Genomic DNA, 25,698 nt, shown 5'->3' on the forward strand with positions numbered 1-25,698 from the left:
GCTGTTGTCGTCAGGCAAGGCGCCGCGACGAGTCATAGCCCGCTATGGCGAGGAGCGGCAACGCAGCATGACGGCAACAGACACCGTCAAAAAGGAACAGTATTTGTGAGACAGGGCACTACAGCCAGATCAGGGAGGCAAACCGACCAGTGCGTGGACTGCGGCGGTAAGAAAAGAAGCGAGGATCGGTCACGGTGCAGAAACCGCCACCATAAACAGCGGTGACACCGCGAGCGGCCAGACGCAAACGCGCCAGCTCATAAATGTCAGCCATGAATTTGCCAGCATTTTGACTCGGCACAAAGGCTTTGGCGGCTTTGGGCAATTGCTCGACGAAGGTTTCGCGCACTTCAGGGCCGACTTCAAAGGCTTGCGGGCCAATAGCCGGGCCCAACCAGACGAGCACGTCTTCTGGTGGCACGGCCAGCGTGTCTAGAGTCGCTTCCAGCACACCCGCCGCCAACCCGCGCCAACCGGCATGGGCCGCCGCGACGCGAGTGCCTGCACGGTCGCAAAACAATGCCGGCAGGCAATCCGCGGTCATCGCTGTGCAGGCAATACCGGGTGTTGCCGTCCAGCTGGCATCGGCAGTGGCCGTAAGGCTTGGGTCTGCGTGAGCCACGGCAATGCCGTGAACCTGCTTTAACCAGGCCGGTTGAATAGAGAAATGATCGGTGAGGCGACGGCGGTTTTCGGCAACAGCTTCGGGGCTGTCATCGACGTGATCGCCGAGGTTGAGGCTGTCGAACGGCGCCAGACTGACGCCGCCCGCACGGGTGGTCACGCAGGCTTTCACCCCGGCAGGCGCAGGCCAGTCGGGAATCAGCCAGTCACTCATCCGATGAACGCCTCGCGGTCTTGCTTGAGCAGCGTCAGCAACCAGACGAAATCGTCCGGCAGTGGCGATTCCCAGCTCATGCGTTTACCGGTGGTCGGGTGATCCAGCTCCAGGAACCGCGCATGCAGCGCCTGACGCGGGAACGCCTTCAACGATTCGACCATGGTCACACTGGCTGCCGGCGGAATACGGAAACGACCGCCGTAGGCAGGATCTCCGACCAACGGGTAGTTGATGTGAGCCATGTGCACACGAATCTGGTGCGTACGACCGGTTTCAAGCTTCACCCGCACGTGAGTGTGGGAGCGGAAACGCTCGAGCACGCGGTAATGGCTGACGGCTTGCTTGCCACCTTCCATCACAGCCATGCGCTGGCGTTGCTGACCGTGACGACCGATCGGCGCGTTGATCTTGCCGCCGGCAGTCACCACACCGATCACGATGCACTCGTAGATCCGGCTTACGCTGCGGCTCTGCAATTGCGTGACAAGCTGTGTCTGCGCCTGAATGGTCTTGGCCACCACCATCAGACCGGTGGTGTCCTTGTCCAGGCGATGCACGATACCGGCGCGGGGCACATTGATGATGTCCGGCACGTGGTGCAGCAAGGCGTTGAGCAAGGTGCCATCAGCGTGACCGGCGGCAGGATGCACCACCAGACCCGCGGGTTTGTTGATCACCAGGATGTCGTCGTCTTCATAGACGATGTCCAGCTCGATGTCTTGAGCGATCCATTCGCCCTGAGCTTCCTGCTCGGCAGTGAGTTCAAGAATGGCACCACCATGAACGATGTCTCGCGGGCGGATAACCGCCCCATCCACAGTCAGGCGGCCGTCTTTGATCCAGGCGGAAAGGCGCGAGCGCGAGTGCTCAGCGAATAATTGTGCGGCGACTTGATCGAGGCGTTGGCCGCCCAATTCGGACGGCACCTCTGCGCGAAGTTCAATTTTATCGGACATGCTCAGACTAGGCGTCGGCACAGCCTTTGGTTTCGGCTGCGCGCTTGTGGTTAAATACGGCGTCTTTTGCCCCGAGGCTATTCAACGGGGCGCTCATCATAACAGGACGGCCCCGCCCAAGACAGCGGCCGTCATAGGGACGCAAGCCGCCATGCAAGTGAAACACCTGCTGCTGATCGCCATCCTCGCATTGACCGCTGCTTGCTCATCGAAGGAAGTCGTAGACGAAAACCTGAGCGAGGTCGAGCTGTACCAGCAGGCTCAGCACGATCTGGACAACAATAGCTACACCGCCGCCACAGCCAAGCTGAAGGCGCTGGAGTCGCGTTATCCGTTCGGTCGCTACGCCGATCAGGCTCAACTCGAGCTCATCTACGCCAACTACAAGAACACCGAGCCTGAAGCTGCGAAGTCCGCCGCCGAGCGCTTCATTCGCCTGCACCCGCAGCACCCGAACGTGGATTACGCGTATTACCTCAAGGGTCTGACTTCTTTCGACCAGGACGTCGGCCTGTTGTCGCGCTTCCTGCCGTTGGACATGACCAAGCGTGACCCGGGCGCCGCTCGCGACTCCTACAACGAGTTCGCCCAGCTGACCAGCCGCTTCCCCAACAGCCGCTACTCGCCGGACGCCAAGCAGCGCATGATCTACCTGCGCAACCTGCTGGCGGCCTACGAGATTCACGTTGCCGACTATTACCTGACCCGTCAGGCCTATGTCGCCGCCGCGAACCGTGGTCGCTACGTGGTGGAAAACTTCCAGGAAACCCCTTCGGTCGGTGACGGCCTGGCGGTGATGACAGAGGCCTACCAGCGTCTGCACCTGGACGACCTGGCCGCCACCAGCCTCGAAACCCTGAAGCTCAACTACCCGAACCACCCAAGCCTGGTCGACGGTCAGTTCCAGCCTTCGGTGGCCGAAGCCGACAACCGTTCGTGGTTGAGCAAGGCGACACTGGGCCTGATCGAATCCCGTCCACCGCTGCCGCCGGGCGAAACCCGCGCCAACCAGGACGTGCAGAAGCAGTTCCAGGACGCCAAGGACGCGATTCCGAACGATCTCAAGCCTAAAGATGAAAATGGCGACGTGATCGAAGAAGAGCAACACGAGTCCGAAGCCAACAACAGCGACCGCTCGTGGTTCAGCTACATGACCTTCGGCGTGTTTGACTGACACATCGGGTTGTACAAAAAGGAGCCTTTCGAGGCTCCTTTTTTATGGGCTCGATGATTACGCTGTGCGCTGGTCATGTCCTTGGCTAAACTGGCTCATCACTCGTCGAATAGCAGCTCATCATGCTTCGTTTACTGTTCTGGATCGCCCTGATTGCCGCTGCGGTATGGTTCTGGCGCAAGTTCAAGGGCCAGGCTTCTGTTCCCAAGTCCTCTGCCGAACTGGAAGCGGCCCCGATGGTCCGCTGCGCCCATTGCGGCGTTCACCTGCCACGCGACCGCGCGCTGAACCTTCAACAACAGTGGTATTGCAGCCAGGCTCATCTTGAGCAAGGCCCGGGCTCCAGTGATCGCTGAGACCTCCAGTCCCGGCAGCAAACAGGCCCAGCGACTGCTGCGCCTCTATCACCTTTACCGTTTGAGCATCGGCATCACCCTGGTGCTGTTGATCTCCAGCAACATGGACAACCAGTTGCTGACGTTCAGTAATGACGACCTGCTGCGCAGTGGCAGCTGGTTTTACCTGGTGCTGAATATCCTGCTGGTGGTATTCCTCGGGAACACCCGGCGCCCGGCGCAACTGTTCAGCCTGGCGCTGACCGACGTCCTGCTGCTGTGCGGTCTGTTCTACGCCGCCGGCGGTGTGGCCAGCGCCATCGGCAACTTGCTGATCGTATCGGTGGCCATCAGTAACACCTTGTTGCTAGGGCGCATCGGCCTGCTGATTGCCGCGGTTGGCGCGCTCGGCATCGTCGGGCTGAGCTTCCTCCTGAGTTTCAGCCATCCCGCCACCCCCAACGATTACCTGCAAGTCGGCACGCTCGGCGCCTTGTGTTTTGCTGCGGCATTGCTGGTGCAAGGGCTGAGCCGACGCCTGGAGGTCAGCGAAACCCTCGCCGAACAACGGGCAAGCGAAGTCGTCGGCCTCGAAGCCCTCAACGCACTGATCCTGCAACGCATGCGTACCGGCATCCTGGTACTCGACGACAAGCGGCGGGTTCAACTGGCCAACCACAGCGCCTTGAACCTGTTAGGCAGGGAAAATCTTGCAGGCCAACTGATCGACGACTACTTACCCAGCCTGGTCGAACGCCTGCAACTGTGGCTCAACAATCCGACGCTGCGCCCCCAGAGCCTGAAAGTCGCCAGTAGTGGTCTGGAGCTGCAACCGAGCTTCATTGCCCTGGACCAAAGCCCTCACCACCAGACCCTGGTCTTTCTCGAAGACCTCGCGCAAATCGCTCAACAAGCCCAGCAATTGAAGCTCGCCGCCCTCGGTCGCCTGACCGCCGGTATCGCCCATGAAATCCGCAATCCACTGGGCGCCGTTAGTCATGCCGCGCAGCTATTGCAGGAATCAGAGGAACTGAACCGCGCGGATCGACGTCTGACACAGATTATTCAAGACCACTCTCAGCGAATGAATCGGGTAATCGAAAACGTCCTGCAACTGTCCCGCCGCCAGCAAACCGTAGCGCAACGGCTTGATCTGAAGCCGTGGCTGGAACAGTTCGTCAACGAAACCCGCGAGGGGGCGACCGAACATCAGCAGATTCATCTGCGCATCGGCTCAGGGGACTTCAAAACCCTGATGGACCCAGACCAGCTGACCCAGATTCTCGACAATCTGTTGCGCAACGCCTGGCGCCATAGCACCTTGAATCACGACCTGGCACAGGCCTGGCTCGAGTTGTTCGTCGACCCGGACAGCCAGCTGCCGATCCTCGAGATCCTCGACAACGGTCCCGGCGTGGCACCGGAGCATCACGTGCACTTGTTCGAACCGTTCTTCACCAACAGCCCCCAAGGCACCGGACTGGGGCTTTATCTGTCCCGTGAGCTGTGCGAAAGCAACCAGGCCCGCCTAGACTTCAAACCACGCCAAGGCGGCGGCTGCTTTCGCATCACTTTTGCTCACGGACGGAAACAAAGTTGAACATGAGCCCACGGCAAAAAGTCCTGATCGTCGACGACGAACCGGATATCCGCGAACTCCTGGAAATCACCCTGGGCCGGATGAAACTCGACACCTTCAGTGCCCGCAACCTCGGCGAAGCCCAGGCCCTGCTCTCGCGAGAGACGTTCGACTTGTGCCTCACCGACATGCGCTTGCCGGACGGCACCGGCCTTGAGCTGGTGCAACACATCCAGCAACGCCACTCACACGTACCGGTGGCAATGATCACCGCTTATGGCAGCCTGGAAACGGCGATCAACGCCCTCAAGGCCGGCGCCTTCGACTTCCTGACCAAACCGGTGGACCTCACTCGCCTGCGGGAACTGGTCAGCAGCGCGCTTCGGTTGCCTGCGCCGGGCGGCACCGGCATCGCCATCGATCGCCGGCTGCTGGGTGATTCACCGCCCATGCGCGCCTTGCGCAAACACATCGATAAACTGGCCCGCAGCCAGGCGCCGGTGTACATCAGCGGCGAATCCGGCAGTGGCAAGGAATTGGTCGCGCGACTGATCCATGAGCAAGGCCCCCGCGCCAGCCAACCGTTTATCCCGGTCAATTGCGGAGCGATTCCGTCGGAATTGATGGAGAGCGAGTTTTTCGGGCATCGCAAAGGCAGCTTCAGCGGTGCCATCGAAGACAAGCCCGGACTGTTCCAGGCGGCCCATGGCGGCACCCTGTTCCTCGACGAAGTGGCGGATTTGCCGCTGGCGATGCAGGTCAAACTGCTACGGGCGATACAGGAAAAAGCCGTTCGCGGTGTCGGGGAACAGCAGGAAACCGTGGTCGATGTGCGTATCCTTTGCGCCACCCACAAAGACCTCGATGCCGAAGTCGCCGCCGAACGCTTTCGCCAGGATTTGTACTACCGCTTGAACGTGATCGAACTACGGGTGCCGCCCTTGCGCGAACGCCGTGACGACATCGAATCCCTCGCCAGCCATGTGCTCAAACGCCTGGCCACCAGCACTGGCCAACCCGCCGCAAAACTCCACCCCCAAGCCCTCGACGCGCTGAAAAGCTATCGCTTCCCCGGCAATGTGCGGGAACTGGAGAACGTGCTCGAACGGGCGCACACGTTGTGTGAAAACAAACAAATTGAAGCCAGCGACCTGCGACTGGCCGAAGGCAACTGCAATCCCGAAGGCGGTGTGCCGGACCTGACGCAGATCGACAACCTGGAAGACTACCTGGAAAACGTCGAACGCAACCTTATCCTCCAGGCCCTGGAAGAAACCCGCTGGAACCGCACGGCAGCGGCTCAGCGGTTGAATCTTTCATTCCGGTCGATGCGCTACAGGCTCAAGAAACTGGGACTCGATTGAGTCTCAGATCCGTCCAGCCGGTGCATACGGTGCCGGATCAATGATCGGCTCACGCCCCAGCATCACATCCGCAAACAACTGACACGACGCTGGCGCCAGTACCAGGCCGTTACGGTAATGCCCGCAATTGAGCCAAAGCCCTTCGAACCCTGGCACGCGACCGATGTAGGGAATACCTTCCGGTGAGCCCGGTCGCAACCCGGCCCAGTGCCCCACGACTTCGGCATCCACCAGTGCAGGAATCAACTCCACCGCCGACGCCTTCAGGCTCTCCAGGGCAGATTCGGTCGGTGTCTTGTCGAAGCCTTCATGCTCCAGCGTACTGCCGATCAGAATGTGCCCGTCGCGCCGGGGAATCGCATAACGTCCCTTGGCCAGAACCATGCTCGGCAGGAAATCCGCTGCGCATTTGTAGAGGATCATCTGCCCTTTCACCGGCTCGACCGGCAGGTCCAGGTCCAGGCTCTTGAGTAAATCACCGCTCCAGGCACCCGCGGTCAGAACCACCTGATCGCCATGAATCGCTCCCGCCGAGGTCTGCACCCCGACCACCGTAGCGCCTTCACGGATAAACCCGCTGACTTCACACTGCTCATGAATCGTCACGTTCGGCAGCGCCAGCAACGCAGCCTTGAGGGACTTCACCAGCCGCGGATTACGCACATTGGCCACATCGGCCATGTAGATCGCCCGGGAAAAACCGCTCCCCAACACAGGCACCGCGTCGTGAGCCGCCGAGATATCCACAGCCCGCAACGGACGGTTTTCCCGCTCGGCCCATGCCAGCGCCTCGGCCTCATCATCCAGATCCAGCCAGTACAACCCGGTGGTATGCACCTCGGGATCGACACCGGTAGCGGCAAACAGTCGCTCACCCAGCTGTGGATAAAAATCCTGGGACCAATGCGCCAACGCGGTGACCGCCGGGCTGTAGCGCCACGGGTAAAGCGGCGAAACGATACCGCCACCCGCCCAGGACGACTCCTGACCGACGTTCGAACGATCCAGCAGCACAACACTTTGCACTTCGGACGCGAGATTGAACGCTGTCAGCAGGCCAATCACGCCGCCGCCGACAATCACCACTTGCTGTTGCCTGGTCATGTTCTGATCCAACCGTTAAATAGACAGAGGGCGCAAAAAGGCGCCCGCAAAAGGAACTCAGCGCCCCCAGCAATCCTTGGCAACCAACCCGGCCGTGGCGTTGACCATGCTTCTGACGCCGGTGTTGGTGATGGTGAAATCACCGCACTTGTCAGTCTCCATGGCTTTGCCAGCCTTGCGAACTGCCGTCAGCAGGAAGGTCTGATCGGTCAGGGTCTGGGTAATGGTGTAAAAGTCATTGCCAGGACTCAGGCCTGCAACGCCGGTGTAGACATTGTTCTTCGAATAGAAACGCTCGAGGATCTGTGCCTGCTCGGAGAGCAGCCCGGCCACCTCCGTTCGACGGCCTTTTTTTACGTACTCGGTGAGGCTCGGGTAGCCAATGGTGATAACGATCCCGATGATCGCTATCACGATCATGATTTCGATCAGGGTAAAACCTCGGTTGGATCTGCGCATGCCTCAACTCTCACTTACTGTATTTGTCGCCACATGATGCGACGGCTGCCGCCGCTGCCGGGCTTTTCCACCAGGGAGCTGATGCCACCGCTGGAGTCGTTCACAATCTTGCGGGATGCATTGTTGACGATCGCGTTCAACGTCGGAATACCACCGGTAAAAATCACCCCGCTGGAAATCGAATCCTTGATGTCGACAAGCCCGTCACCATTGGTGTCGAGCACCGCGTAATTGAGCATCTTACCGCTGAATGCATCCAGCTCGACCAGTTTGCCGGTACCGAAACTGGCGCAAGGATCGGTGGTGTCCACGCTGGCCGTGGTGAACACGATCCGGCCGGCCACCAGACTGGCCTGATTGATCACCCGCTCACCGGTTAGCACGTTGTTGTACACCAGCGGCAGGTACCAGCCTTTTTTCGCCGGATAGGTCACATCGTTCTGGCTGGTGGTGATGAATTGCCCACTGCTACCCGAGAACACGCCAGTCACCGACTGTGCCTGCAAACTGGACGTTGTGATTTGTCCGGAGCCACCCTCCGCATCCCACACGGCATAGAAAGCCTGAAGGTCTTTGTTGGTCTTGTCGGCAGTCTCATTGAATTTACCGGTACCGAAAAACACTTCCTTCCCCCCCAACGAATTGTCCGCCAGCAATGGTTGCGCGGTAATCGGCTGGGTGATGCCACCTGCGGTGGTAAACAGCGGATTGCGGGAAAACGCCAGGTCCCACGATTCAGGGGCGGTGGCACTCAAATCAAACTTCCACAGCCTCCCCTTCAAATCGCCGCCATAAGCGGCCTGAACCACATTCTGCGAGTTGACCCGAAGTTTTACCGACGACAGGCCGTTGGTCGTCTCCGCACCGTCGACCACTATTTTCTTGATCAGCGTGCCGTCGCGAATGTCGACCACGTACAACGCTGCCACCCCGGAGTTGCTGCCATAACCGTTGGAAATGAATGCCGCCCATCGACCGTCGGCCAAGCGTGCCACTTCCGGTCGTGCGTAGGCATAACCCAGATCATTGAAAATGTTCGCCGTGTTTGCTGTGGCCGGTGCGCTGATCTCCCACAACGCCTTCGTTACGTTACCGGCCGATGCGTCGAACAGTTGAAGCGCATAGAAGGTCCGCCCTCCCGCCCCTGTCCCGCCCAACGCAAGGGTTTTCCAGGCACTGTTGAGCTGGGCATCGAACACGCCCACCTGGCCGTCCACTAGAAACTTGTGGCTCACCCCGTTTATGTAAGTGGAGTCGGCGATGTAGTGCAGTGACGGCAACACACTGGACGGCATAAAAGCGTAACGCCGTGTGCCGTTGGCCGTGTTGATGACGTTTACAAAGCCGTCGTTGGCGTTCACCACGAGGCTGGCGTTCATACTTGCCGCCTTGGTTGCCAGATAGGTGCTGTAAGTGGTGTCGCCTGACAGATCGGACGCGGTTTTATCCGTGGGCGACGCCAGGGCTAACGGCGAATTGATGATGTCGCCAAGCAGCACACTGCGCACTTTCAGGCCGGCCTTATTGGTGCCCTTGCTCCACTCCACCAGATCGCTGCCAGTGATGCCGGTGGGCAAACTCTGGTTGAGGGATGTTTGCTGGGCAGGGGAAAAACTGGCGTAGGCCAGCGTCACAGCCGCATTGGTCAGGGTGTTCCAGGATTGATAGGTCGGCGCCGTGGCACCGGGCACGATGGCGGTATCGGTTGTCCACAACACCGAGGCGGTGTTGACCGCACCACTGGAGGTAAATCCGTAGGACTTGATCGTGCCGCGCCAATCCTTGGGATCGTAACTGGTCTGAAAGTAACTCGAACCGCTGGCCAGAGTGGTCCCGCTGGTGACGCCACTGCCACCGGAGCCGGCCTTTGAGGTGATATCGCTCAGGGCGGACGAGAGTGCACTGTTGAGTCCTGCACTGTCGGTCGCCTGGTAATACTTGCCCTGCCCGTAAGTCGCCGCGTCCGACAACATCTGGTTCGCAGTGGCGAAACCGACGGTGTAGGTGTTCATGTTCTGCTTTGGAAAATCCGCTGCATCCCAGCTTTTGCTCGCAGAATCGGTGCCGGTCGTGCGCATGTCGATGTCGAAGGCGAACTTGGCAATGTCATCCAGGTAAAGGGTATCGCCCTCATCGTCGCCGCCGGGGCCATCGTTGTTTATACCGTCCCAATTGGGCAGTCGGGTACCGCCCAGGGGATCGGTGGTCGGGAAGGTCCGGTCAAAGGTGGGCAAGCCGTCGGTAATCACCACGCCATAGTTTTTCTGGCAGCGGTACTGGATCGGACTGGTGTAGGTGGCGGGCGTCGAGTTGTAGAACGGCGCCATGCCGCGCATGTACCGGGTCACTTCGTAATAGGTTTCCGCCAGGGGCGTGTTGGCGACCGCACTCAAGCCGTTGATCGAGGTAATCAGGGCACTGTAGTTGGCCTGGTCCGCCAGATCGCTAATGGAACGGGCGATGTAGCCACCATTGCCGGAGTTGTTGCTGTTGACAGGGTTGAACGTCGCCAGGCCAATACGCAGCCCGCGGTTGGTGGTCACCAGATCGGTGGACACCTTGCGCGCAACGTTCATCCGGTAATCGTTGGGGATGGAACCCGTGGTGAAATCGCGGTTGCTACCGTTGGCCAGCCCCACCAGGTACGAAATGTAGTCCGCAGAATATCGGGTATTTTCGTTGCCTACCGGATCGGGCAGTTTGAGGCACTGGGGCGCGAGGCTGTTGTTGTAAAACGCGTAGTAACCGTTGGAGCATCCGGACGTCGGCAAGCTGGAGAGGAAGACCGTGTCACCGGTGATGTAAGAGAAACCCAGACACAGCCCCAGCAGCGCATTGCATTGCCGGGCCGGGGTTCGGTTCACTGCCGGATCGAATCCTGCCGCGTAGATGATGTTGTTCATGCTGCCCGAATCGTCGATCAACAACATCACGTTCGGTGCGACGGCTGCAGCGCTCAATAGCGGTGAATCCGACGGTGTGAAGGCATACGCGGGCGCTGAGAGATATAAACCCAACAACACGCCGCATACCAGGCGCCACAACCCGGCGTGCCGTTCAGTACTTCGCATAGATACTCTCCACCACACTGCGCGAGTTGCCCGCGATGCCGACTGCGGTCACCCGGTACAGCGTTGTCGAGGTGTTGCTCGGCACATTCACGGCGGTCAGGGTGGTGCCGATGTTCTGCACCCCGTAAAAACCGCTGCCGGAGGCGATCCAGGTTACTCCCGAGGTGGAATTGAAACCGGCGCCGGTGATTGTCGACGACTCGGCCGGTGGCGCGCATTGGGTGGTGCCGCTGCAGACCGGCAACGAAAAGGTCTCCAGTTGCACCGCGCTTTCACCCACGCGCAACGCCGATTCGGCGCCCTGGAACGACTGATTGCGCAAGGTCACGCTGGCGGCCATTTTTTCCTGCAGGGTGGCGTTTTGCATCGATGAAAGACCGATCAATGTCAGCAACAGAAGAAACACCAGGCTGACCAGCAGCGCCATGCCCCGCTGGGCGTGAGGGGTCACGGGAGTAATACTCATCGGCCCTCCCCTCATGGCAGGCGGTTGCGCAGCGCGGCAACCACGTTGAAGGTTTGATTGCCTACCCGGTTGTTCGGGTCGGTGAGGGTCAACGTCAGGCGAACACTACGGATGCGCGCCGGATCAGTGGGATTGCTGCTGTAACTGGAGGCAGCCACATCAGTGGCGGAACTGGCGAGGCCGAAGCTCACGTTGAAGGCACTGACGTTGTTCACCAGTACCGCCTGAGCCGGCGTGCCGGTGCCGACACCCATCAGCAGTTGATTGTTGCTGAAGCTGTAGATCAAGCGCCGGATCGGAAACGCCAGCTCTCCCGACCCCGGAACTCGGGCGCCCGTGTAGGCTGTTGCATTGTTCCGACAATCGGAAACCACCGTCCAGGTCGGTACCCCACCACTGCCGCCGACATCCGCTGTCACCAGGGTCAGTTTGAGGTTGGCGTTGTCCCAACTGATCGGCGTTGTCTGGCTGGCATTGAAGTCACCTGCCGAGCTTGAATCGGTGACTGCCCCCAGACATCCGAACATGCCGACCATGCGGATTTCCTGAATCATCTTGCTCAGCACGAACCGCGCATCTTCCTGCATGGCGGCAGCGGTGTTCTGGCTGACATAGGTGTTCTTGGCCGCGATGAAAATCTGCGCCACGCCCAGGACCACGACCAAACTCAATGCCAGGGCGATCAGTAACTCGATCAGACCGAAACCTCTATTGGACCGGTTCATGGCGTCGGCACCGGGTCGATGGTGGCACGACTGGTCAGGACGAAACTGCGCCGCGAATTGGCGATATTCGCAGCCCGCGAGTCATCCCAGGTAATGGTGATGGTGTACACCCGCTGATTGAGCGTCACGCTTCCGGTGGCGGTGGCGCCGCCGAAATTGACAATGTTGGTGGTGAAGTCGTAGAGGTCCTGATCCCGCGCGACGCTCAGGTTGCCTGAGGTCGGAGGCGTGACGGTGTAGTCGGCACCGGAGTTGGCGCGAATGCGGTCCATCATGTCGTAGGCGATAAAACTCGCCTGGCTGGTCATCCGCGCGCTGTCAGTGTACTTCAGCGCATTGAGCTGAATCGCCGCAGCCCCCAACAGCCCCACCGTCAGAATCAACAACGCAACCAAGACTTCGATCAGCGTCATGCCCTCCTGTGCACGCTTGCTCCATCCCCTCATCCGCAGCTTCCACCCAATAGAATTCGTCCGTTCAAACACACATTCAGCGTCCTGCTTTGTGCCCCCAGTACATAGCTGATCACTACCGCCGTGGACGGTGCCGACAACCCGCCAAGGTTGTTGAAATCGATGGCGGTCACTCCTGAGGTTAGCGTCAGAGTCGCGCCGCTGCTCATCGCTGGAACAACCCGCAATACATTGGCCGGATTGCCAGTCCCGTCAAACACCGTTAATTCTCCGGTCCAGACGCTGCCGCCGGCCGTCGGGCGTAGCCGGGTGGTGACGCCACGGTCGATGGCCTCCAGTCGGGCGAAATTGAGTCCGCGTTGCAGATCGCCGATTTCGGTGTCGGCCTTGGTGCTTTGCACCGAACGGGTAAACGCCGGTACGGCCAGCGTGATCAGGATCAGAAACACCGCGAGCGCGATCAGCAACTCGATCAGCGTGAAACCTTTTGTACGATGATCCATCTGTGCCCTCCGTCGCCGTCGGCTATACCTGCTTCTACACGCTAGAACATTCGACCGGCGGATGTACGGTTGTTTTGCCATTACTCGCGCAGGGATCGCGCGGGCCGCAGCACTCCAGGGAGGGAGATGACATGCATCAGCGAGGTTTCAGCCTGATCGAACTGCTCATGGGACTGACAATTGTCGGGATTGTTCTACTGTTGGTCAGTCCGGCGTTTGCTGCACTGACTGAATCGAACCATCGCGAGCAGATGGCAGAGTCGCTTATCAGCGGTATACGCAACGCCAGAACCGTTGCCATCACACGCAACCAGAGCGTCGTGATTCACGGTATCAACGGCGACTGGAGTCAGGGCTGGCGGATCATTTTGGATATCAGTGGCAAAGGCGCGGAGGACAACAGCAATCCGCTGTTGGTTGAGCGCGCGAGTGGCACTCGGGTGCCGATTGTCGGCAATTGGCCGGTCAGGCGATACATACGCTTCAACAGTATTGGCGAGCCACAGATGCCCGGCCGGGCCTTTCAAGCGGGGACATTGCACATCTGCGCAGCCCGCGAACCGGTCACTCAGCTCCAGGTGGTGCTGGCCGCGACCGGCCGCGTCAGCCTGCGCAGCCATAAGGCTGAGCAGGCGCTGTGCCCAGGGGGCAAAAGCGTTAAAGCAGGGAGCGGACGCGCAACTCTTTAGGCATGGAGAAGGTAATGTTCTCCTCGCGACCGGCCAGTTCATCGGCGCCGGTAGCGCCCCACGCCTGCAACTGCTGGATCACGCCACGCACCAGCACTTCCGGTGCGGAGGCGCCAGCGGTGATGCCGATTCGCTCGACACCGTCGAACCAGCTCTTTTGCAGGTCTTCGGCGCCGTCGATCAGGTAGGCCGGGGTGGCCATGCGCTCGGCCAGTTCACGCAAGCGATTGGAGTTAGAGCTGTTCGGGCTGCCGACCACCAGTACCACGTCGCACTCGTCGGCCAGTTGCTTGACCGCATCCTGACGGTTTTGCGTGGCGTAGCAGATGTCGTCCTTGCGCGGGCCACCGATCGCCGGGAAGCGTGTACGCAGTGCGTCGATAACGCGGCTGGTATCGTCCATGGACAGGGTGGTCTGGGTCACGAACGCCAGTTTTTCAGGGTTGTTCACCTGCAAGGCGGCGACGTCTTTCTCGTCTTCGACCAGATAGATCGCGCCACCATTGCTGCCATCGTACTGGCCCATGGTGCCTTCGACTTCCGGGTGACCGGCGTGGCCGATGAGGATGCATTCACGGCCGTCGCGGCTGTAGCGTGCCACTTCGATGTGTACCTTGGTCACCAGCGGGCAAGTGGCGTCGAACACCTTCAGGCCACGACCGGCAGCTTCGGTGCGCACGGCCTGGGAAACACCGTGGGCACTGAAGATCACGATGACGTCGTCCGGCACCTGATCCAGTTCTTCGACGAAAATCGCCCCGCGAGCACGCAGGTCTTCGACGACGAATTTGTTGTGGACCACTTCGTGGCGCACGTAGATCGGCGGCCCGAAGACTTCCAGGGCGCGGTTGACGATTTCGATCGCCCGGTCCACACCGGCGCAGAAGCCACGGGGGTTGGCGAGTTTGATTTGCATGCTGTGCCTCGTGTCTTGCGCGCAAGAAATAGCGAAAACAGTAAAAAAACTTCTTACTGTGGGAGTGAGCCTGCTCGCGAAAGCGTCATCACATTCAACATCAATGTTGACTGACACACCGCTTTCGCGAGCAGGCTCACTCCCACATTTTGACCGTGTTCGGTCAGTTACAGCGATTTGACGTTGATGATCTCGACGTCAAAGGTCAATGTCTTGCCGGCCAGCGGGTGGTTGAAGTCGATGGTCACTTGTTCGTCATCGAATACCTTCACCACACCGGGCAACTCAGTATTGGCCGCATCGTTGAAGATCACCAGCAAGCCAGGCGACAGTTCCATGTCCTTGAACTGCGAGCGCGGGATGATCTGTACGTTCTGCGGGTTGGGTTGGCCAAAAGCGTTTTCCGGCTGAATCGTCAGCGTACGCTTGTCGCCAGCCTTGAAGCCGAACAGCGCAGCTTCGAACCCTGGCAACAGGTTGCCGTCACCGACCTTGAAGGTCGCCGGGGCTTTGTCGAAGGTGCTGTCGACGGTGTCGCCGTTCTCCAGGCGCAGTGCAAAGTGCAAAGTGACTTCCGTGTTCTGGCGGATGCGTTGCTCAGCCAATACCTGTTCAGTCATGAACGGCTTCTCCGGTCTTCTTACTTTTGAACATGTCCAGCGCAAGCATTACGGCACCGACAGTGATTGCACTGTCGGCAAAGTTGAACGCCGGGAAATACCAGCGGTTCTGCCAATGCACCAGAATGAAATCGATCACATGGCCCAGGGCAATGCGGTCATACAGATTACCCAGCGCGCCGCCCAGCACCAGCGCCAAAGCGACGGCCAGCCAGGTTTCGTTGCGCCCCAGACGCTTGAGCCACACTACCAGCACCGCACTGACCACGACCGCGATCAGGGCAAACAACCAGCGCTGCCAGCCGGAGCTGTCGGCCAGGAAGCTGAACGCCGCGCCCGTGTTGTAGGCCAGGGTCCAGCTGAACAAATCGGGGATCACCACGATTTGCTGGTACATCTCGAGCTTGCCTTCGAAGTAGAACTTGCTGGCCTGGTCGATGACCAGGACCAGCAAACTCAACCAGAGCCAGCTCAGCCGTCCGAAACGGCCAGCCGCATTAGGCATAGTGACGAACCTCGCCAGCGCCGCTGATGTTATCGACGCAACGACCGCAGATTTCCGGATGCTCCGGGTTCACGCCGACGTCTTCACGGCAGTGCCAGCAACGGGCGCACTTGGCGTGGCTCGACTTGACCACCTGCAGTTTCAAACCGCTGACTTCGGTGACCACGGCATCGGCCGGCGCCTGAACGAACGGTGCAACAGTAGCGGTCGAGGTGATCAGGACGAAGCGCAATTCGTTGCTCAGCTTGGCCAGGTCGGCGCTCAGCGCCTCTTCGGCGAACAGCGTCACTTCGGCTTGCAGGTTGCCACCGACGGCCTTGGCCGCGCGCTGGATTTCCATTTCCTTGTTGACTGCGACCTTCACCGCCATGATCCGCTCCCAGTAGGCGCGGTCCAGCTCGACGTTTTCCGGCAGCTCGGTCAGGCCTTCGTACCAGGTGTTGAGCATTACCGATTCGTTACGCTCGCCCGGCAGGTATTCCCACAGTTCGTCAGCGGTGAATGCCAGGATCGGCGCGATCCAGCGCACCAGCGCTTCGGAGATGTGGTACAGCGCGGTTTGCGCCGAACGGCGGGCCTTGCTGTTGGCGCCAGTGGTGTACTGACGGTCCTTGATGATGTCGAGGTAGAAACCGCCCAACTCCTGCACGCAGAAGTTGTGGATCTTGGAGTAGACGTTCCAGAAGCGGTATTCGCTGTAGTGCTCTTGCAGCTCGCGTTGCAGCAGCAGGGTGCGGTCCACGGCCCAACGGTCCAGCGCCAGCATTTCTTCGGCCGGCAGGATGTCGGTGGCCGGGTTGAAGCCGGTCAGGTTGGAGAGCAGGAAGCGCGCGGTGTTACGGATCCGCCGGTAGGCGTCCGCACTGCGTTGCAGGATCTGCTCGGAAACCGCCATTTCACCCGAGTAATCGGTGGAAGCGACCCACAGACGCATGATGTCGGCGCCCAGGGTGTCGTTGACCTTTTGCGGCGCGATCACGTTGCCCAGGGACTTGGACATCTTGCGGCCGGACTCATCGACAGTGAAGCCGTGAGTCAGCAGTTCGCGGTATGGCGCGTGGTTGTCGATGGCGCAACCGGTCAGCAACGACGAGTGGAACCAGCCACGGTGTTGGTCCGAACCTTCCAGGTACAGGTCGGCACGTGGGCCGGTTTCGTGGCCCATCGGGTGCGAACCGCGCAGAACGTGCCAGTGCGTGGTGCCCGAATCGAACCAGACGTCCAGGGTGTCGCTGATCTTGTCGTATTGCGGCGCTTCGTCACCGAGCAGCTCGGCCGCGTCCATCTTGAACCAGGCTTCGATGCCTTCGACTTCGACGCGCTTGGCGACTTCTTCCATCAGCTCGGCGGTACGTGGGTGCAGCTCGCCGCTTTCCTTGTTCAGGAAGAACGGGATCGGCACGCCCCAGTTGCGCTGACGGGAGATGCACCAGTCCGGGCGGTTGGCGATCATCGAGTGCAGGCGCGCCTGGCCCCAGGCCGGAACGAACTTGGTCTCTTCGATGGCTTTGATCGCCCGCTTGCGCAGGGTTTCGCCGGTCACAGGTTCTTTGTCCATGCCGATGAACCATTGCGCGGTGGCGCGGTAGATCAGCGGGGTCTTGTGACGCCAGCAGTGCATGTAGCTGTGTTCGATGATGCTGGTGTGCAGCAGCGCACCCACTTCGGTCAACTTGTCGACGATGGCCGGGTTGGCTTTCCAGATGAACTGGCCGCCAAAGAACTCCAGCGACGTTGCGTAAACGCCGTTGCTCTGTACCGGGTTGAGGATGTCGTCGTTGACCATGCCGTACTTCTTGCAGGTCACGAAGTCGTCCACGCCATAGGCTGGCGAGGAGTGAACCACGCCGGTGCCAGCGCCCAGTTCAACGTACTCGGCCAGGTAAACCGGCGACAGACGGTCGTAGAACGGGTGACGGAAGTTGATCAGTTCCAGCTCTTTACCGGTGGTGGTCGCAATGACCGAGCCTTCCAGGCTGTAACGGGCCAGGCACGACTCGACCAGCTCTTCAGCCAGTACCAGCAGTTTGTCGCCGACATCGACCAGGGCGTAGTTGAATTCCGGGTGAACGTTCAACGCCTGGTTGGCCGGGATGGTCCACGGGGTGGTGGTCCAGATCACGATCGAGGCAGGTTTGCCCAGCGACGGCAGACCGAAAGCGGCAGCCAGCTTGGCTTCGTCGGCAATCGGGAAGGCCACGTCGATGGTCGAGGACTTTTTGTTCTCGTACTCGACTTCTGCTTCAGCCAGGGCCGAACCGCAGTCGAAGCACCAGTTCACAGGCTTCAGGCCCTTGAACACGAAACCGCCCTTGACGATTTCTGCCAAGGCACGGATTTCACCGGCCTCGTTTTTGAAATCCATGGTCTTGTACGGGTTGGCAAAGTCGCCCAACACGCCCAGACGGATGAATTCGGACTTCTGGCCTTCGATCTGCTCGGTGGCGTAGGCACGGCACAGTTCGCGGGTTTTGTCCGCGCCCAGGTTTTTACCGTGGGTCACTTCGACTTTGTGCTCGATCGGCAGACCGTGGCAGTCCCAGCCCGGAACATAAGGCGCGTCGAAACCCGACAGGGTTTTCGAGCGGATGATCATGTCCTTGAGAATCTTGTTCAGCGCATGACCGATGTGAATCGTGCCGTTGGCGTACGGAGGACCGTCGTGAAGTACGAACTTCGGACGATCCTTGCCAATCTCGCGCAACTTACCGTACAGGCCAATGCTGTCCCAGCGCTGCAGAATCTGCGGTTCGCGCTGAGGCAGGCCGGCCTTCATTGGGAAGGCGGTGTCCGGAAGGTTTAGCGTGGCTTTATAGTCGGTCATTTAAGGCTCTTCATTAGCGATTGGCGCTAGGTGCGACAGGGCACGGGCGGCGGCAACATCCGCATTGATCGCCGTCTTAAGCGCCTCCAGAGAGGCGAAACGCTGCTCTTCACGCAGCTTGTGGTGGAAAACCACCGTCAAACGCCGGTCATACAGATCGCCGGCAAAATCTAAAAGATGCACTTCGAGGTGGGCTTTGCCATCACCTTGAACGGTTGGCCGCACGCCGATATTGGCGACGCCTGGCCAGGTCTTGCCGTCGATGTCGACGTTGACCAGGTAAACCCCGGTCAGCGGCACGCGACGACGCTTGAGTTGTATGTTGGCCGTGGGCGTACCCAACTGGCGCGCCAGCTTCTGGCCATGCAGGACCCGCCCGGCAATCCGGAACGGACGCCCGAGCAGTCGCTCGGCCAAGGCAAAATCAGCAGCAGCCAGGGCATTACGGACCTGGGTGCTGCTGACACGAATACCGTCCAGCTCGACGGTTTGCGCCGCTTCGACGGTAAAACCCTGAAGGACGCCAGCCTGTTGCAGGAAATCGAAATCCCCTACCCGGTCGCAGCCGAAACGGAAGTCGTCACCGACCTCTAGATGTTGCACACCGAGGCCGTCCACCAGAATGGTGTCGACGAATTCGCTGGCGCTGAGCTTGCTCAAGCGCTGGTTGAAGGCCAGGCACAGGACCCGGTCGACACCTTCCTCGGCCAGCAGCTGCAGTTTATCCCGCAGCCGGGCCAGACGGGCCGGCGCCGTGTCCGGCGCGAAGAACTCTCGCGGCTGCGGCTCAAAAATCACCACGCAGCTGGGCACGCCCAACTCGAGCGCGCGCTCACGGAGCCTCGCCAGGATAGCCTGGTGGCCACGGTGAACACCGTCAAAGTTGCCAATAGTGGCGACACAGCCCCGATGCTGGGGGCGCAAGTTGTGGAGGCCTCGAACCAGCTGCATAACGCGCTTCTTGCTCATAAAGTGGTCGATTATAACCACACCCGGCGGCCGACGACAGGCAACACCGTAACCCAAAGTGATCGAGCCGACAAAACCGTCGATTCGCCCGTGTTTATCGAGGTCGTGACCTCAGCTCAGCGTTTTGCGATTGAAGTCGCGCAAACGGAAGCCCATCAACAGCAACATGCCGAAATAAGCCACCACACCGGCAACGACCAATGCGCCCAGACGCAAGAACCGCTCCAGCATATGCCCCTGATCCCAGGCTGGCATGAAATGCATTCCGACCAGTAACACAGCCGACATCACCAATACTGCAATCACTAGCTTGAAACCGAACTTCGCCCAACCCGGTTGCGGCTCATACATCTGCTGCTTGCGTAGCTGATAGAACAGCAGGCTGGCGTTAATGCACGCACCGATGCTGATGGCCAGCGCCAGACCGGCGTGGGCCAGTGGGCCGATCAACACCAGGTTGAACAATTGGGTAACGATCAGGGTGAAAATCGCGATTTTTACCGGTGTGCGGATGTTTTGTTGCGCATAAAAGCCCGGCGCCAGCACTTTGATTACGATAATCCCGAGTAAACCGACCGAATAAGCGATCAGCGCCCGCTGGGTCATGGAGGCGTCAAACGCGCTGAACTGGCCGTACTGGAACAAAGAAACCGTCAGCGGCTCGGCGAGAATCCCCAGCGCCAGGGAGCACGGCAACACCAGCATGAAACACAGGCGCAGCCCCCAATCGAGGATCCGCGAGTATTCCTGGCGATCCTTGCTGGCGTAGGTCTTGGCCAGGGTCGGCAGAAGAATCGTGCCCAGCGCCACGCCCAGCACACCGGACGGTAATTCCATCAAACGGTCGGCGTAGTACATCCAGGACACGGAACCAGCGACCAGGAACGAGGCGAAAATAGTATTGATGATCAGCGAAATCTGGCTCACGGACACACCGAGAATCGCCGGCAACATTTGCTTCATGACCCGCCAGACGCCGCTCTCACGCAGGTTCAGTCGTGGCAACACCAGCAGGCCGATCTTTTTCAGGTGCGGCAGCTGATAGAGCAATTGCGCCAGACCACCCGCCAGTACTGCCCAGCCCAGCGCCATGACCGGCGGATCGAAGTACGGCGTCAGGAACACCGAAAAGATAATCATGCTGACGTTGAGCAGGGTCGGCACGAAGGCCGGCACCGAGAAGCGGTTATACGTGTTGAGGATCGCCCCGGCCAACGAAGACAGGGAGATCAGCAATATGTAAGGAAAGGTCACCCGCAACAGACTGGCCGTCAGCTCGAATTTTTCCGGCGTGTCGGTGAAGCCCGGCGCGGTCACCCAGATGACCCACGGCGCAGCGATCATGCCCAACGCGGTGACCAACGCCAGCACCAGCGTCAGCAGGCCCGAGACGTAGGCAATGAAGGTTCGCGTCGCCTCCTCGCCCTTCTGGCTTTTATATTCAGCAAGAATCGGCACGAATGCCTGGGAAAAAGCCCCTTCGGCGAAGATCCGCCGCAGCAGATTGGGCAATTTGAAGGCGATAAAGAAGGCGTCAGTCGCCATCCCGGCGCCAAATGTGCGCGCAATGAGAGTGTCACGAACGAACCCCAGAATCCGGGAAAGCATCGTGATAGAGCTGACGGCGGCCAACGATTTGAGCAGATTCATTGAAAGAGTTTGTGCCTGTCGATAAACAGCAGGCGAACAAAGCGCCTACTTATGCGATACTCCGCGCCGCAGCAGCACAGAGCCAAAGCTCGCGAGTTTACAGGTCAAGCGCCGGAAATAAATATCCCGCCTCTTTATACCTACCACTTAGCGGAACGTCTCAACCGCCCTTGACAAGACATCAACTCATCGGCATGATTCGCGGCCTATTTTGTTTGCTATTTCCTAAAAAGTCTTTCGAGGAGCTCGACGGTGGCCAACACACCTTCCGCCAAAAAACGTGCAAAACAGGCTGAGAAGCGTCGCAGCCACAACGCCAGCCTGCGTTCCATGGTTCGTACCTACATCAAGAATGTAGTTAAGGCCATCGACGCAAAAGACGCTGAAAAAGCTCAAGCTGCTTACGTTCTGGCCGTGCCAGTTATCGACCGTATGGCCGATAAAGGCATCATCCACAAGAACAAGGCTGCTCGTCATAAGAGCCGCCTGAACGGTCACGTCAAGGCTCTGAACCTTGCTGTTGCCGCATAAGCGATAAGCTTGTTAAAAAACCGACCCTAGGGTCGGTTTTTTATTGCCTGCGATTTAGCAAATCCAGCGCAAAAAAATGGGAAGGGGCAGCCCCTTCCCATACTTTTGATCTTCTTTGGATTACTGTGCCTGCGCCCACGGCAGGATAGGGATGGCGGTGACCGCATTCTGCGGACTGCCTTCGATCACACGATCGCTATAGACCAGGTACACCAGCGTATTGCGCTTCTTGTCGAGGAATCGCACCACCTGCATGGTCTTGAACACCAGTGACGTGCGCTCCTTGAACACCTCGTCACCATCCTTCAACTCGCCCTTGAAGCTGATCGGCCCGACCTGACGACAAGCGATAGACGCTTCCGCGCGATCTTCAGCCAACCCCAAACCACCCTTCACGCCACCCGTCTTGGCCCGCGACAGGTAGCAGGTCACGCCCTCAACCTTTGGATCATCAAACGCTTCGACGACGATGCGGTCATTCGGACCGACAAACTTGAACACCGTCGACACCTGACCAATCTCCTCGGCCGAGGCCAGCAGCGGCATCGCCAACAGCAGACCCAACAATCCTTTTGCCACGCGCATTCAGGTATTCCTTCAGACCAGGATCAGGTTATCGCGGTGAACCAGTTCCGGCTCTGCCATGTAACCCAACAGACCGACAATCGCCTCAGACGACTGACCGATGATTTTTTGTGCCTCCAGCGCGCTGTAGTTGGCCAGGCCTCGGGCGACTTCACGACCGTCCGGCGCCACGCAAACCACCATCTCGCCACGACGGAAGCTGCCCTGGACCAGCTTGACACCCACAGGTAGCAAACTTTTGTTGCCTTTGGACAGCGCAGTCACCGCACCGGCATCCAGCACAAGCGTGCCGCGGGTTTGCAGGTGCCCCGCCAGCCATTGCTTGCGCGCCGCCAACAGGCCGCGCTCAGGCGACAGCAAGGTGCCGATGCGCTCGCCCGCCTTGAGGCGATCCAGCACACGGTCAATACGCCCACCAACGATGATGGTATGCGCACCGGAACGAGCCGCCAGCCGCGCAGCACGCAATTTGGTCTGCATGCCGCCACGACCCAGCGCACCACCCGTACCGCCCGCCACCGCATCCAGCGCCGGATCATCGGCGCGCGCTTCGTAAATCAGGTTGGCGTTAGGGTTATTACGCGGATCGGCGTCGAACATGCCATCGCGATCCGTGAGGATCACCAACAGATCAGCCTCGACCAGGTTGGCCACCAGCGCCGCGAGCGTGTCGTTGTCGCCGAAACGTATTTCATCAGTGACTACGGTGTCGTTTTCGTTGATCACCGGAATAACTTTCAGCTCAACCAACGCGCGCAAGGTGCTGCGGGCATTCAGGTAGCGCTTGCGGTCGGACAAGTCGTCGTGAGTCAGGAGAATCTGCGCGGTATGCCGGCCATGCTCGGCAAAGCTCGACTCCCAGGCCTGCACCAGCCCCATCTGACCGATGGCGGCAGCGGCCTGCAACTCGTGCATCGCACTGGGTCGTACGGTCCAGCCCAAACGGCTCATGCCGGCCGCCACCGCCCCGGAGGACACCAGCACCAACTCGACGCCAGCCTCATGCAAAGCCACCATCTGCTCGACCCAAACACCCATTGCCGCGCGATCGAGGCCCTTGCCGTCCGCCGTCAGCAAAGCGCTGCCGATCTTCACGACCCAACGCTGCGCACCTGTCACCTTGCTCCGCATCATCTTCAACCTTAGCTTGAGGACAGCGCGACCTGGCACTGCCCGTGACGTTAATCGTGGCTATTACTGACCAACGATCGATTTCCAGATACTAAAACGCCGCTCTAGTGAGCGGCGTTTAAGTTTATCGCAACGAATCAGTCACGCACGTAAATGATTTCCGGACCGTCTTCGTCATCCACATCTTCTTCGTCCCAATCATCGTCGCCGATGTCGTGGACCGACTTCACGCCGCTACGGCGCAGGGCACGCTGGTCATCCAGGGCCTGCAGCTGAGCACGGGCTTCGTCTTCGATGCGCTGATCGAGTTCGGCCAATTCTTCTTTGTAAACCGGGTCGTTAGCCAGGCGATCAGCACGGTCTTCCATGTAACGCATGATGTCGTGGCAAAGACGCTCGGTGCCCAGCTTGGAGATAGCCGAGATCACGTAGACCGGACCGGTCCATTCCAGGCGATCAACGATTTCCTTGACGCGAGCATCGTGCTCTTCTTCAAGGATCTGGTCGCACTTGTTCAGCACCAACCAACGATCACGCTCAGCCAGGGACGGGCTGAACTTGGTCAGCTCGCTGACGATCACTTCAGCAGCATCCGGCGCGCTGGCGTCATCGAGCGGCGCCATGTCCACGAGGTGCAGCAGCAAGCGGGTACGCGACAAGTGCTTGAGGAAGCGAATCCCCAGGCCTGCGCCATCGGAAGCACCTTCGATCAGACCCGGAATGTCCGCGACCACGAAGCTTTTCCAGCGATCGACACTGACCACACCCAGGTTCGGCACCAGCGTGGTGAACGGGTAGTCGGCGACTTTCGGCTTGGCGGCCGACACCGAACGAATGAAGGTACTTTTGCCCGCGTTCGGCAAGCCCAGCAGACCGACGTCAGCCAACACTTTCATTTCCAGCTTCAGATCACGCGCCTCACCCGGCTTGCCCGGAGTGGTCTGACGCGGAGCACGGTTGGTACTGGATTTGAATCGGGTGTTACCCAGACCGTGCCAGCCGCCGTGAGCAACCAACAAACGCTGACCGGCCTTGGTCAGGTCTCCAATCACTTCCTGAGTAGCGGAGTCGATGACGGTCGTGCCGACCGGAACACGCAGGACCAACTCTTCACCTTTCTTACCGGTGCAGTCAGTGCTGCCGCCGTTGGAACCACGCTCGGCATCAAAGTGCCGGGTGTAACGGTAGTCCACCAGGGTGTTGAGGTTTTCGTCGGCGATCATGTAGACCGAGCCGCCATCACCACCGTCACCGCCGTTCGGGCCGCCGTTTTCAATGAATTTCTCGCGACGGAAGCTCATGCAACCGTTGCCGCCGTCGCCGGCCTTTACTCGAATCGATACTTCATCAACAAACTTCATAACAAAACGCCTCTCGTCATACGGACGAGCCGAAAAACACTAAGACATAAGACTCTTGCAAAAATGAGCGCAGCGACCTCAATCAACGACCGCAAATCCAGCGCTGGAGCCCATCACAAACAGCTTTGCAAGAGACTCACCCCACAAACGAAAAAGCCCCGTCGCGAGACAGGGCTTTTCCAGCAACTACGTAATTATGCCGCGACGACTGCAGTCTTCGGGACAATGCTCACGTAACGGCGGTTGAAAGCGCCTTTTACTTCAAACTTGATCACGCCGTCGATTTTAGCGAACAGAGTGTGATCTTTACCCATGCCAACACCGTAACCGGCGTGGAATTGGGTGCCGCGCTGACGCACGATGATGTTGCCCGGAATGATAACCTGGCCGCCATACATCTTCACGCCAAGGCGTTTGGCTTCTGAGTCGCGACCGTTACGGGTACTACCACCAGCTTTTTTGTGTGCCATGAGTCAATTCTCCTAGTGAGGAATTAGGCTGAAATTAAGCCTGAATACCGGTGATTTTGATCTCGGTGTACCACTGGCGGTGGCCCATACGCTTCATGTGGTGCTTACGACGACGGAACTTGATGATGCGGACTTTATCGTGACGACCTTGGGAGATCACTTCAGCCACAACGGTAGCGCCAGCAACAACTGGAGCGCCGATGTTCACGTCATCGCCATTGGCGACCAACAGAACGCGATCAAAAGTAACGGATTCGCCGGTAGCGATTTCCAGTTTTTCGATCTTCAGGTATTCACCTGGGGCGACCTTGTATTGCTTGCCACCAGTAACAATTACTGCGTACGACATGGTATTTCTCCGATAATCCTGCTCACCCAGCTCTTTATAAGAAGAGGTATTGGCTGGCATGGCTGCATTGGGCTGGAAGGCCTGTTTGCAATTGCGTAAGGCAGGTGC

Annotated in this window: 26 protein-coding genes; 6 read left to right on the forward strand and 20 right to left on the reverse strand. The window is 59.3% G+C overall.

Features of this window, described 5'->3' with window-relative positions; translation table 11 throughout:
* Positions 1–118: 118 nt before the first annotated feature.
* Together pgeF and rluD are read right to left on the reverse strand one after the other, a co-directional pair.
* Positions 119–838, reverse strand: a complete 720-nt coding sequence (pgeF, locus tag ASC74_RS17695; RefSeq protein ID WP_056742799.1) for a peptidoglycan editing factor PgeF — start codon at positions 836–838, stop codon at positions 119–121.
* Positions 835–1,797 (reverse strand): 23S rRNA pseudouridine(1911/1915/1917) synthase RluD, encoded by a 963-nt coding sequence (gene rluD, locus ASC74_RS17700; protein WP_007942311.1) that lies wholly within the window; start codon positions 1,795–1,797, stop codon positions 835–837. The genes pgeF and rluD overlap by 4 nt, the downstream gene beginning before the upstream one ends.
* A gap of 151 nt (positions 1,798–1,948) precedes the next feature.
* On the opposite strand from rluD, the gene ASC74_RS17705 reads away from it, so the two are divergent.
* The 4 genes from ASC74_RS17705 to ASC74_RS17720 all read left to right on the forward strand — a co-directional run bounded on the left by ASC74_RS17705 (position 1,949) and on the right by ASC74_RS17720 (position 6,249).
* Positions 1,949–2,971 carry an outer membrane protein assembly factor BamD gene (locus ASC74_RS17705; RefSeq protein WP_056742801.1) on the forward strand — a complete coding sequence of 341 codons (1,023 nt, stop codon included), beginning with the start codon at positions 1,949–1,951 and terminating at the stop codon, positions 2,969–2,971.
* 122 nt (positions 2,972–3,093) lie between these two features.
* Positions 3,094–3,327 (forward strand): PP0621 family protein, encoded by a 234-nt coding sequence (locus ASC74_RS17710; RefSeq protein WP_046048805.1) that lies wholly within the window; start codon positions 3,094–3,096, stop codon positions 3,325–3,327.
* Positions 3,317–4,906, forward strand: a complete 1,590-nt coding sequence (locus ASC74_RS17715; RefSeq protein ID WP_056742803.1) for a sensor histidine kinase — start codon at positions 3,317–3,319, stop codon at positions 4,904–4,906. The genes ASC74_RS17710 and ASC74_RS17715 overlap by 11 nt, the downstream gene beginning before the upstream one ends.
* A 2-nt stretch (positions 4,907–4,908) precedes the next feature.
* Positions 4,909–6,249, forward strand: coding sequence for a sigma-54-dependent transcriptional regulator (locus ASC74_RS17720; protein WP_056742805.1), 1,341 nt, complete (start codon positions 4,909–4,911; stop codon positions 6,247–6,249).
* A 3-nt stretch (positions 6,250–6,252) separates the two neighbouring features.
* Here the strand turns inward: ASC74_RS17720 and thiO are convergent, their stop codons facing one another.
* From thiO to ASC74_RS17755, 7 genes are read right to left on the reverse strand one after another with little or no spacing between them, the layout of a single operon-like run.
* Positions 6,253–7,353 (reverse strand): glycine oxidase ThiO, encoded by a 1,101-nt coding sequence (thiO, locus tag ASC74_RS17725; RefSeq protein ID WP_056742808.1) that lies wholly within the window; start codon positions 7,351–7,353, stop codon positions 6,253–6,255.
* Between the two features lie 57 nt (positions 7,354–7,410).
* Positions 7,411–7,812 (reverse strand): type IV pilin protein, encoded by a 402-nt coding sequence (locus ASC74_RS17730; protein WP_056742810.1) that lies wholly within the window; start codon positions 7,810–7,812, stop codon positions 7,411–7,413.
* A 14-nt stretch (positions 7,813–7,826) separates the two neighbouring features.
* Positions 7,827–10,883: a pilus assembly protein gene (locus ASC74_RS17735; RefSeq protein WP_056742811.1), complete on the reverse strand. Its 3,057-nt coding sequence runs from the start codon at positions 10,881–10,883 to the stop codon at positions 7,827–7,829.
* Positions 10,870–11,349, reverse strand: a complete 480-nt coding sequence (locus tag ASC74_RS17740) for a pilus assembly PilX family protein (RefSeq protein ID WP_056742814.1) — start codon at positions 11,347–11,349, stop codon at positions 10,870–10,872. The genes ASC74_RS17735 and ASC74_RS17740 overlap by 14 nt, the downstream gene beginning before the upstream one ends.
* An 11-nt stretch (positions 11,350–11,360) precedes the next feature.
* The gene (locus tag ASC74_RS17745) at positions 11,361–12,074 is read right to left on the reverse strand and encodes a PilW family protein (RefSeq protein WP_056742816.1); all 714 of its coding nucleotides are present in this window, start codon (positions 12,072–12,074) and stop codon (positions 11,361–11,363) included.
* Entirely contained in the window at positions 12,071–12,520 is a 450-nt protein-coding gene (gene pilV / locus ASC74_RS17750; protein ID WP_056742818.1) for a type IV pilus modification protein PilV, read from the reverse strand. The genes ASC74_RS17745 and pilV overlap by 4 nt, the downstream gene beginning before the upstream one ends.
* The gene (locus ASC74_RS17755; protein WP_056742820.1) at positions 12,517–12,990 is read right to left on the reverse strand and encodes a GspH/FimT family pseudopilin; all 474 of its coding nucleotides are present in this window, start codon (positions 12,988–12,990) and stop codon (positions 12,517–12,519) included. The genes pilV and ASC74_RS17755 overlap by 4 nt, the downstream gene beginning before the upstream one ends.
* Positions 12,991–13,121: 131 nt before the next feature.
* Here ASC74_RS17755 and ASC74_RS17760 point away from each other — a divergent pair, with 131 nt between their 5' ends.
* The gene (locus ASC74_RS17760) at positions 13,122–13,679 is read left to right on the forward strand and encodes a GspH/FimT family pseudopilin (RefSeq protein WP_056742822.1); all 558 of its coding nucleotides are present in this window, start codon (positions 13,122–13,124) and stop codon (positions 13,677–13,679) included.
* Here ASC74_RS17760 and ispH read toward each other — a convergent pair.
* The 6 genes from ispH to murJ form a co-directional block, all read right to left on the reverse strand.
* Positions 13,648–14,595, reverse strand: coding sequence for a 4-hydroxy-3-methylbut-2-enyl diphosphate reductase (gene ispH, locus ASC74_RS17765; protein WP_033054296.1), 948 nt, complete (start codon positions 14,593–14,595; stop codon positions 13,648–13,650). The two genes, ASC74_RS17760 and ispH, sit on opposite strands and share 32 nt — an antisense overlap.
* 167 nt (positions 14,596–14,762) lie before the next feature.
* Positions 14,763–15,200, reverse strand: coding sequence for an FKBP-type peptidyl-prolyl cis-trans isomerase (fkpB, locus tag ASC74_RS17770; RefSeq protein WP_176471593.1), 438 nt, complete (start codon positions 15,198–15,200; stop codon positions 14,763–14,765).
* Between the two features lie 7 nt (positions 15,201–15,207).
* On the reverse strand, positions 15,208–15,720 hold the full coding sequence (lspA, locus tag ASC74_RS17775) for a signal peptidase II (protein WP_033054294.1): 513 nt from the start codon (positions 15,718–15,720) through the stop codon (positions 15,208–15,210).
* Entirely contained in the window at positions 15,713–18,544 is a 2,832-nt protein-coding gene (gene ileS, locus ASC74_RS17780; RefSeq protein WP_056742824.1) for an isoleucine--tRNA ligase, read from the reverse strand. Before ileS ends, lspA begins: the two co-directional genes overlap by 8 nt.
* Positions 18,545–19,495, reverse strand: a complete 951-nt coding sequence (gene ribF, locus ASC74_RS17785; RefSeq protein ID WP_056742826.1) for a bifunctional riboflavin kinase/FAD synthetase — start codon at positions 19,493–19,495, stop codon at positions 18,545–18,547. It abuts the gene before it with no gap.
* A 129-nt stretch (positions 19,496–19,624) separates the two neighbouring features.
* On the reverse strand, positions 19,625–21,163 hold the full coding sequence (murJ, locus tag ASC74_RS17790) for a murein biosynthesis integral membrane protein MurJ (RefSeq protein WP_056742828.1): 1,539 nt from the start codon (positions 21,161–21,163) through the stop codon (positions 19,625–19,627).
* A 252-nt stretch (positions 21,164–21,415) separates the two neighbouring features.
* On the opposite strand from murJ, the gene rpsT reads away from it, so the two are divergent.
* The gene (gene rpsT, locus ASC74_RS17795; RefSeq protein ID WP_008154937.1) at positions 21,416–21,694 is read left to right on the forward strand and encodes a 30S ribosomal protein S20; all 279 of its coding nucleotides are present in this window, start codon (positions 21,416–21,418) and stop codon (positions 21,692–21,694) included.
* A 120-nt stretch (positions 21,695–21,814) separates the two neighbouring features.
* Here rpsT and ASC74_RS17800 read toward each other — a convergent pair whose 3' ends face one another.
* The 5 genes from ASC74_RS17800 to rplU form a co-directional block, all read right to left on the reverse strand.
* Positions 21,815–22,279: a CreA family protein gene (locus tag ASC74_RS17800; RefSeq protein WP_033054290.1), complete on the reverse strand. Its 465-nt coding sequence runs from the start codon at positions 22,277–22,279 to the stop codon at positions 21,815–21,817.
* 12 nt (positions 22,280–22,291) lie between these two features.
* Positions 22,292–23,410: a glutamate 5-kinase gene (gene proB / locus ASC74_RS17805; protein WP_056742830.1), complete on the reverse strand. Its 1,119-nt coding sequence runs from the start codon at positions 23,408–23,410 to the stop codon at positions 22,292–22,294.
* A 137-nt stretch (positions 23,411–23,547) separates the two neighbouring features.
* Positions 23,548–24,771: an Obg family GTPase CgtA gene (gene cgtA, locus ASC74_RS17810; RefSeq protein WP_046048789.1), complete on the reverse strand. Its 1,224-nt coding sequence runs from the start codon at positions 24,769–24,771 to the stop codon at positions 23,548–23,550.
* Positions 24,772–24,965: 194 nt separating this feature from the next.
* Entirely contained in the window at positions 24,966–25,241 is a 276-nt protein-coding gene (rpmA, locus tag ASC74_RS17815; protein ID WP_046048788.1) for a 50S ribosomal protein L27, read from the reverse strand.
* A 34-nt stretch (positions 25,242–25,275) separates the two neighbouring features.
* Entirely contained in the window at positions 25,276–25,590 is a 315-nt protein-coding gene (rplU, locus tag ASC74_RS17820; RefSeq protein WP_003176051.1) for a 50S ribosomal protein L21, read from the reverse strand.
* Between the last annotated feature and the right edge of the window lie 108 nt (positions 25,591–25,698).

The sequence above is a fragment of the Pseudomonas sp. Root329 genome (assembly GCF_001424925.1).
In the GTDB taxonomy this organism is placed as follows: Bacteria; Pseudomonadota; Gammaproteobacteria; order Pseudomonadales; family Pseudomonadaceae; genus Aquipseudomonas; species Aquipseudomonas arabinosi.

What these genes read in the sequence shown, in the direction of transcription:
- ribF (WP_056742826.1), bottom strand. Translation starts at nt 19,495, where the DNA reads ATGCAGCTGGTTCGAGGCCTCCACAACTTGCGCCCCCAGCATCGGGGC.
- thiO (WP_056742808.1), bottom strand. Translation starts at nt 7,353, where the DNA reads ATGACCAGGCAACAGCAAGTGGTGATTGTCGGCGGCGGCGTGATTGGC.
- ASC74_RS17735 (WP_056742811.1), bottom strand. Translation starts at nt 10,883, where the DNA reads ATGCGAAGTACTGAACGGCACGCCGGGTTGTGGCGCCTGGTATGCGGC.
- ASC74_RS17720 (WP_056742805.1), top strand. Translation starts at nt 4,909, where the DNA reads ATGAGCCCACGGCAAAAAGTCCTGATCGTCGACGACGAACCGGATATC.
- ASC74_RS17755 (WP_056742820.1), bottom strand. Translation starts at nt 12,990, where the DNA reads ATGGATCATCGTACAAAAGGTTTCACGCTGATCGAGTTGCTGATCGCG.
- pgeF (WP_056742799.1), bottom strand. Translation starts at nt 838, where the DNA reads ATGAGTGACTGGCTGATTCCCGACTGGCCTGCGCCTGCCGGGGTGAAA.
- ASC74_RS17705 (WP_056742801.1), top strand. Translation starts at nt 1,949, where the DNA reads ATGCAAGTGAAACACCTGCTGCTGATCGCCATCCTCGCATTGACCGCT.
- cgtA (WP_046048789.1), bottom strand. Translation starts at nt 24,771, where the DNA reads ATGAAGTTTGTTGATGAAGTATCGATTCGAGTAAAGGCCGGCGACGGC.
- ASC74_RS17800 (WP_033054290.1), bottom strand. Translation starts at nt 22,279, where the DNA reads ATGCGCGTGGCAAAAGGATTGTTGGGTCTGCTGTTGGCGATGCCGCTG.
- rpmA (WP_046048788.1), bottom strand. Translation starts at nt 25,241, where the DNA reads ATGGCACACAAAAAAGCTGGTGGTAGTACCCGTAACGGTCGCGACTCA.
- rplU (WP_003176051.1), bottom strand. Translation starts at nt 25,590, where the DNA reads ATGTCGTACGCAGTAATTGTTACTGGTGGCAAGCAATACAAGGTCGCC.
- ispH (WP_033054296.1), bottom strand. Translation starts at nt 14,595, where the DNA reads ATGCAAATCAAACTCGCCAACCCCCGTGGCTTCTGCGCCGGTGTGGAC.
- ASC74_RS17740 (WP_056742814.1), bottom strand. Translation starts at nt 11,349, where the DNA reads ATGAGTATTACTCCCGTGACCCCTCACGCCCAGCGGGGCATGGCGCTG.
- lspA (WP_033054294.1), bottom strand. Translation starts at nt 15,720, where the DNA reads ATGCCTAATGCGGCTGGCCGTTTCGGACGGCTGAGCTGGCTCTGGTTG.
- ASC74_RS17710 (WP_046048805.1), top strand. Translation starts at nt 3,094, where the DNA reads ATGCTTCGTTTACTGTTCTGGATCGCCCTGATTGCCGCTGCGGTATGG.
- ileS (WP_056742824.1), bottom strand. Translation starts at nt 18,544, where the DNA reads ATGACCGACTATAAAGCCACGCTAAACCTTCCGGACACCGCCTTCCCA.
- rluD (WP_007942311.1), bottom strand. Translation starts at nt 1,797, where the DNA reads ATGTCCGATAAAATTGAACTTCGCGCAGAGGTGCCGTCCGAATTGGGC.
- murJ (WP_056742828.1), bottom strand. Translation starts at nt 21,163, where the DNA reads ATGAATCTGCTCAAATCGTTGGCCGCCGTCAGCTCTATCACGATGCTT.
- proB (WP_056742830.1), bottom strand. Translation starts at nt 23,410, where the DNA reads ATGCGGAGCAAGGTGACAGGTGCGCAGCGTTGGGTCGTGAAGATCGGC.
- ASC74_RS17730 (WP_056742810.1), bottom strand. Translation starts at nt 7,812, where the DNA reads ATGCGCAGATCCAACCGAGGTTTTACCCTGATCGAAATCATGATCGTG.
- ASC74_RS17745 (WP_056742816.1), bottom strand. Translation starts at nt 12,074, where the DNA reads ATGAACCGGTCCAATAGAGGTTTCGGTCTGATCGAGTTACTGATCGCC.
- ASC74_RS17760 (WP_056742822.1), top strand. Translation starts at nt 13,122, where the DNA reads ATGCATCAGCGAGGTTTCAGCCTGATCGAACTGCTCATGGGACTGACA.
- pilV (WP_056742818.1), bottom strand. Translation starts at nt 12,520, where the DNA reads ATGAGGGGATGGAGCAAGCGTGCACAGGAGGGCATGACGCTGATCGAA.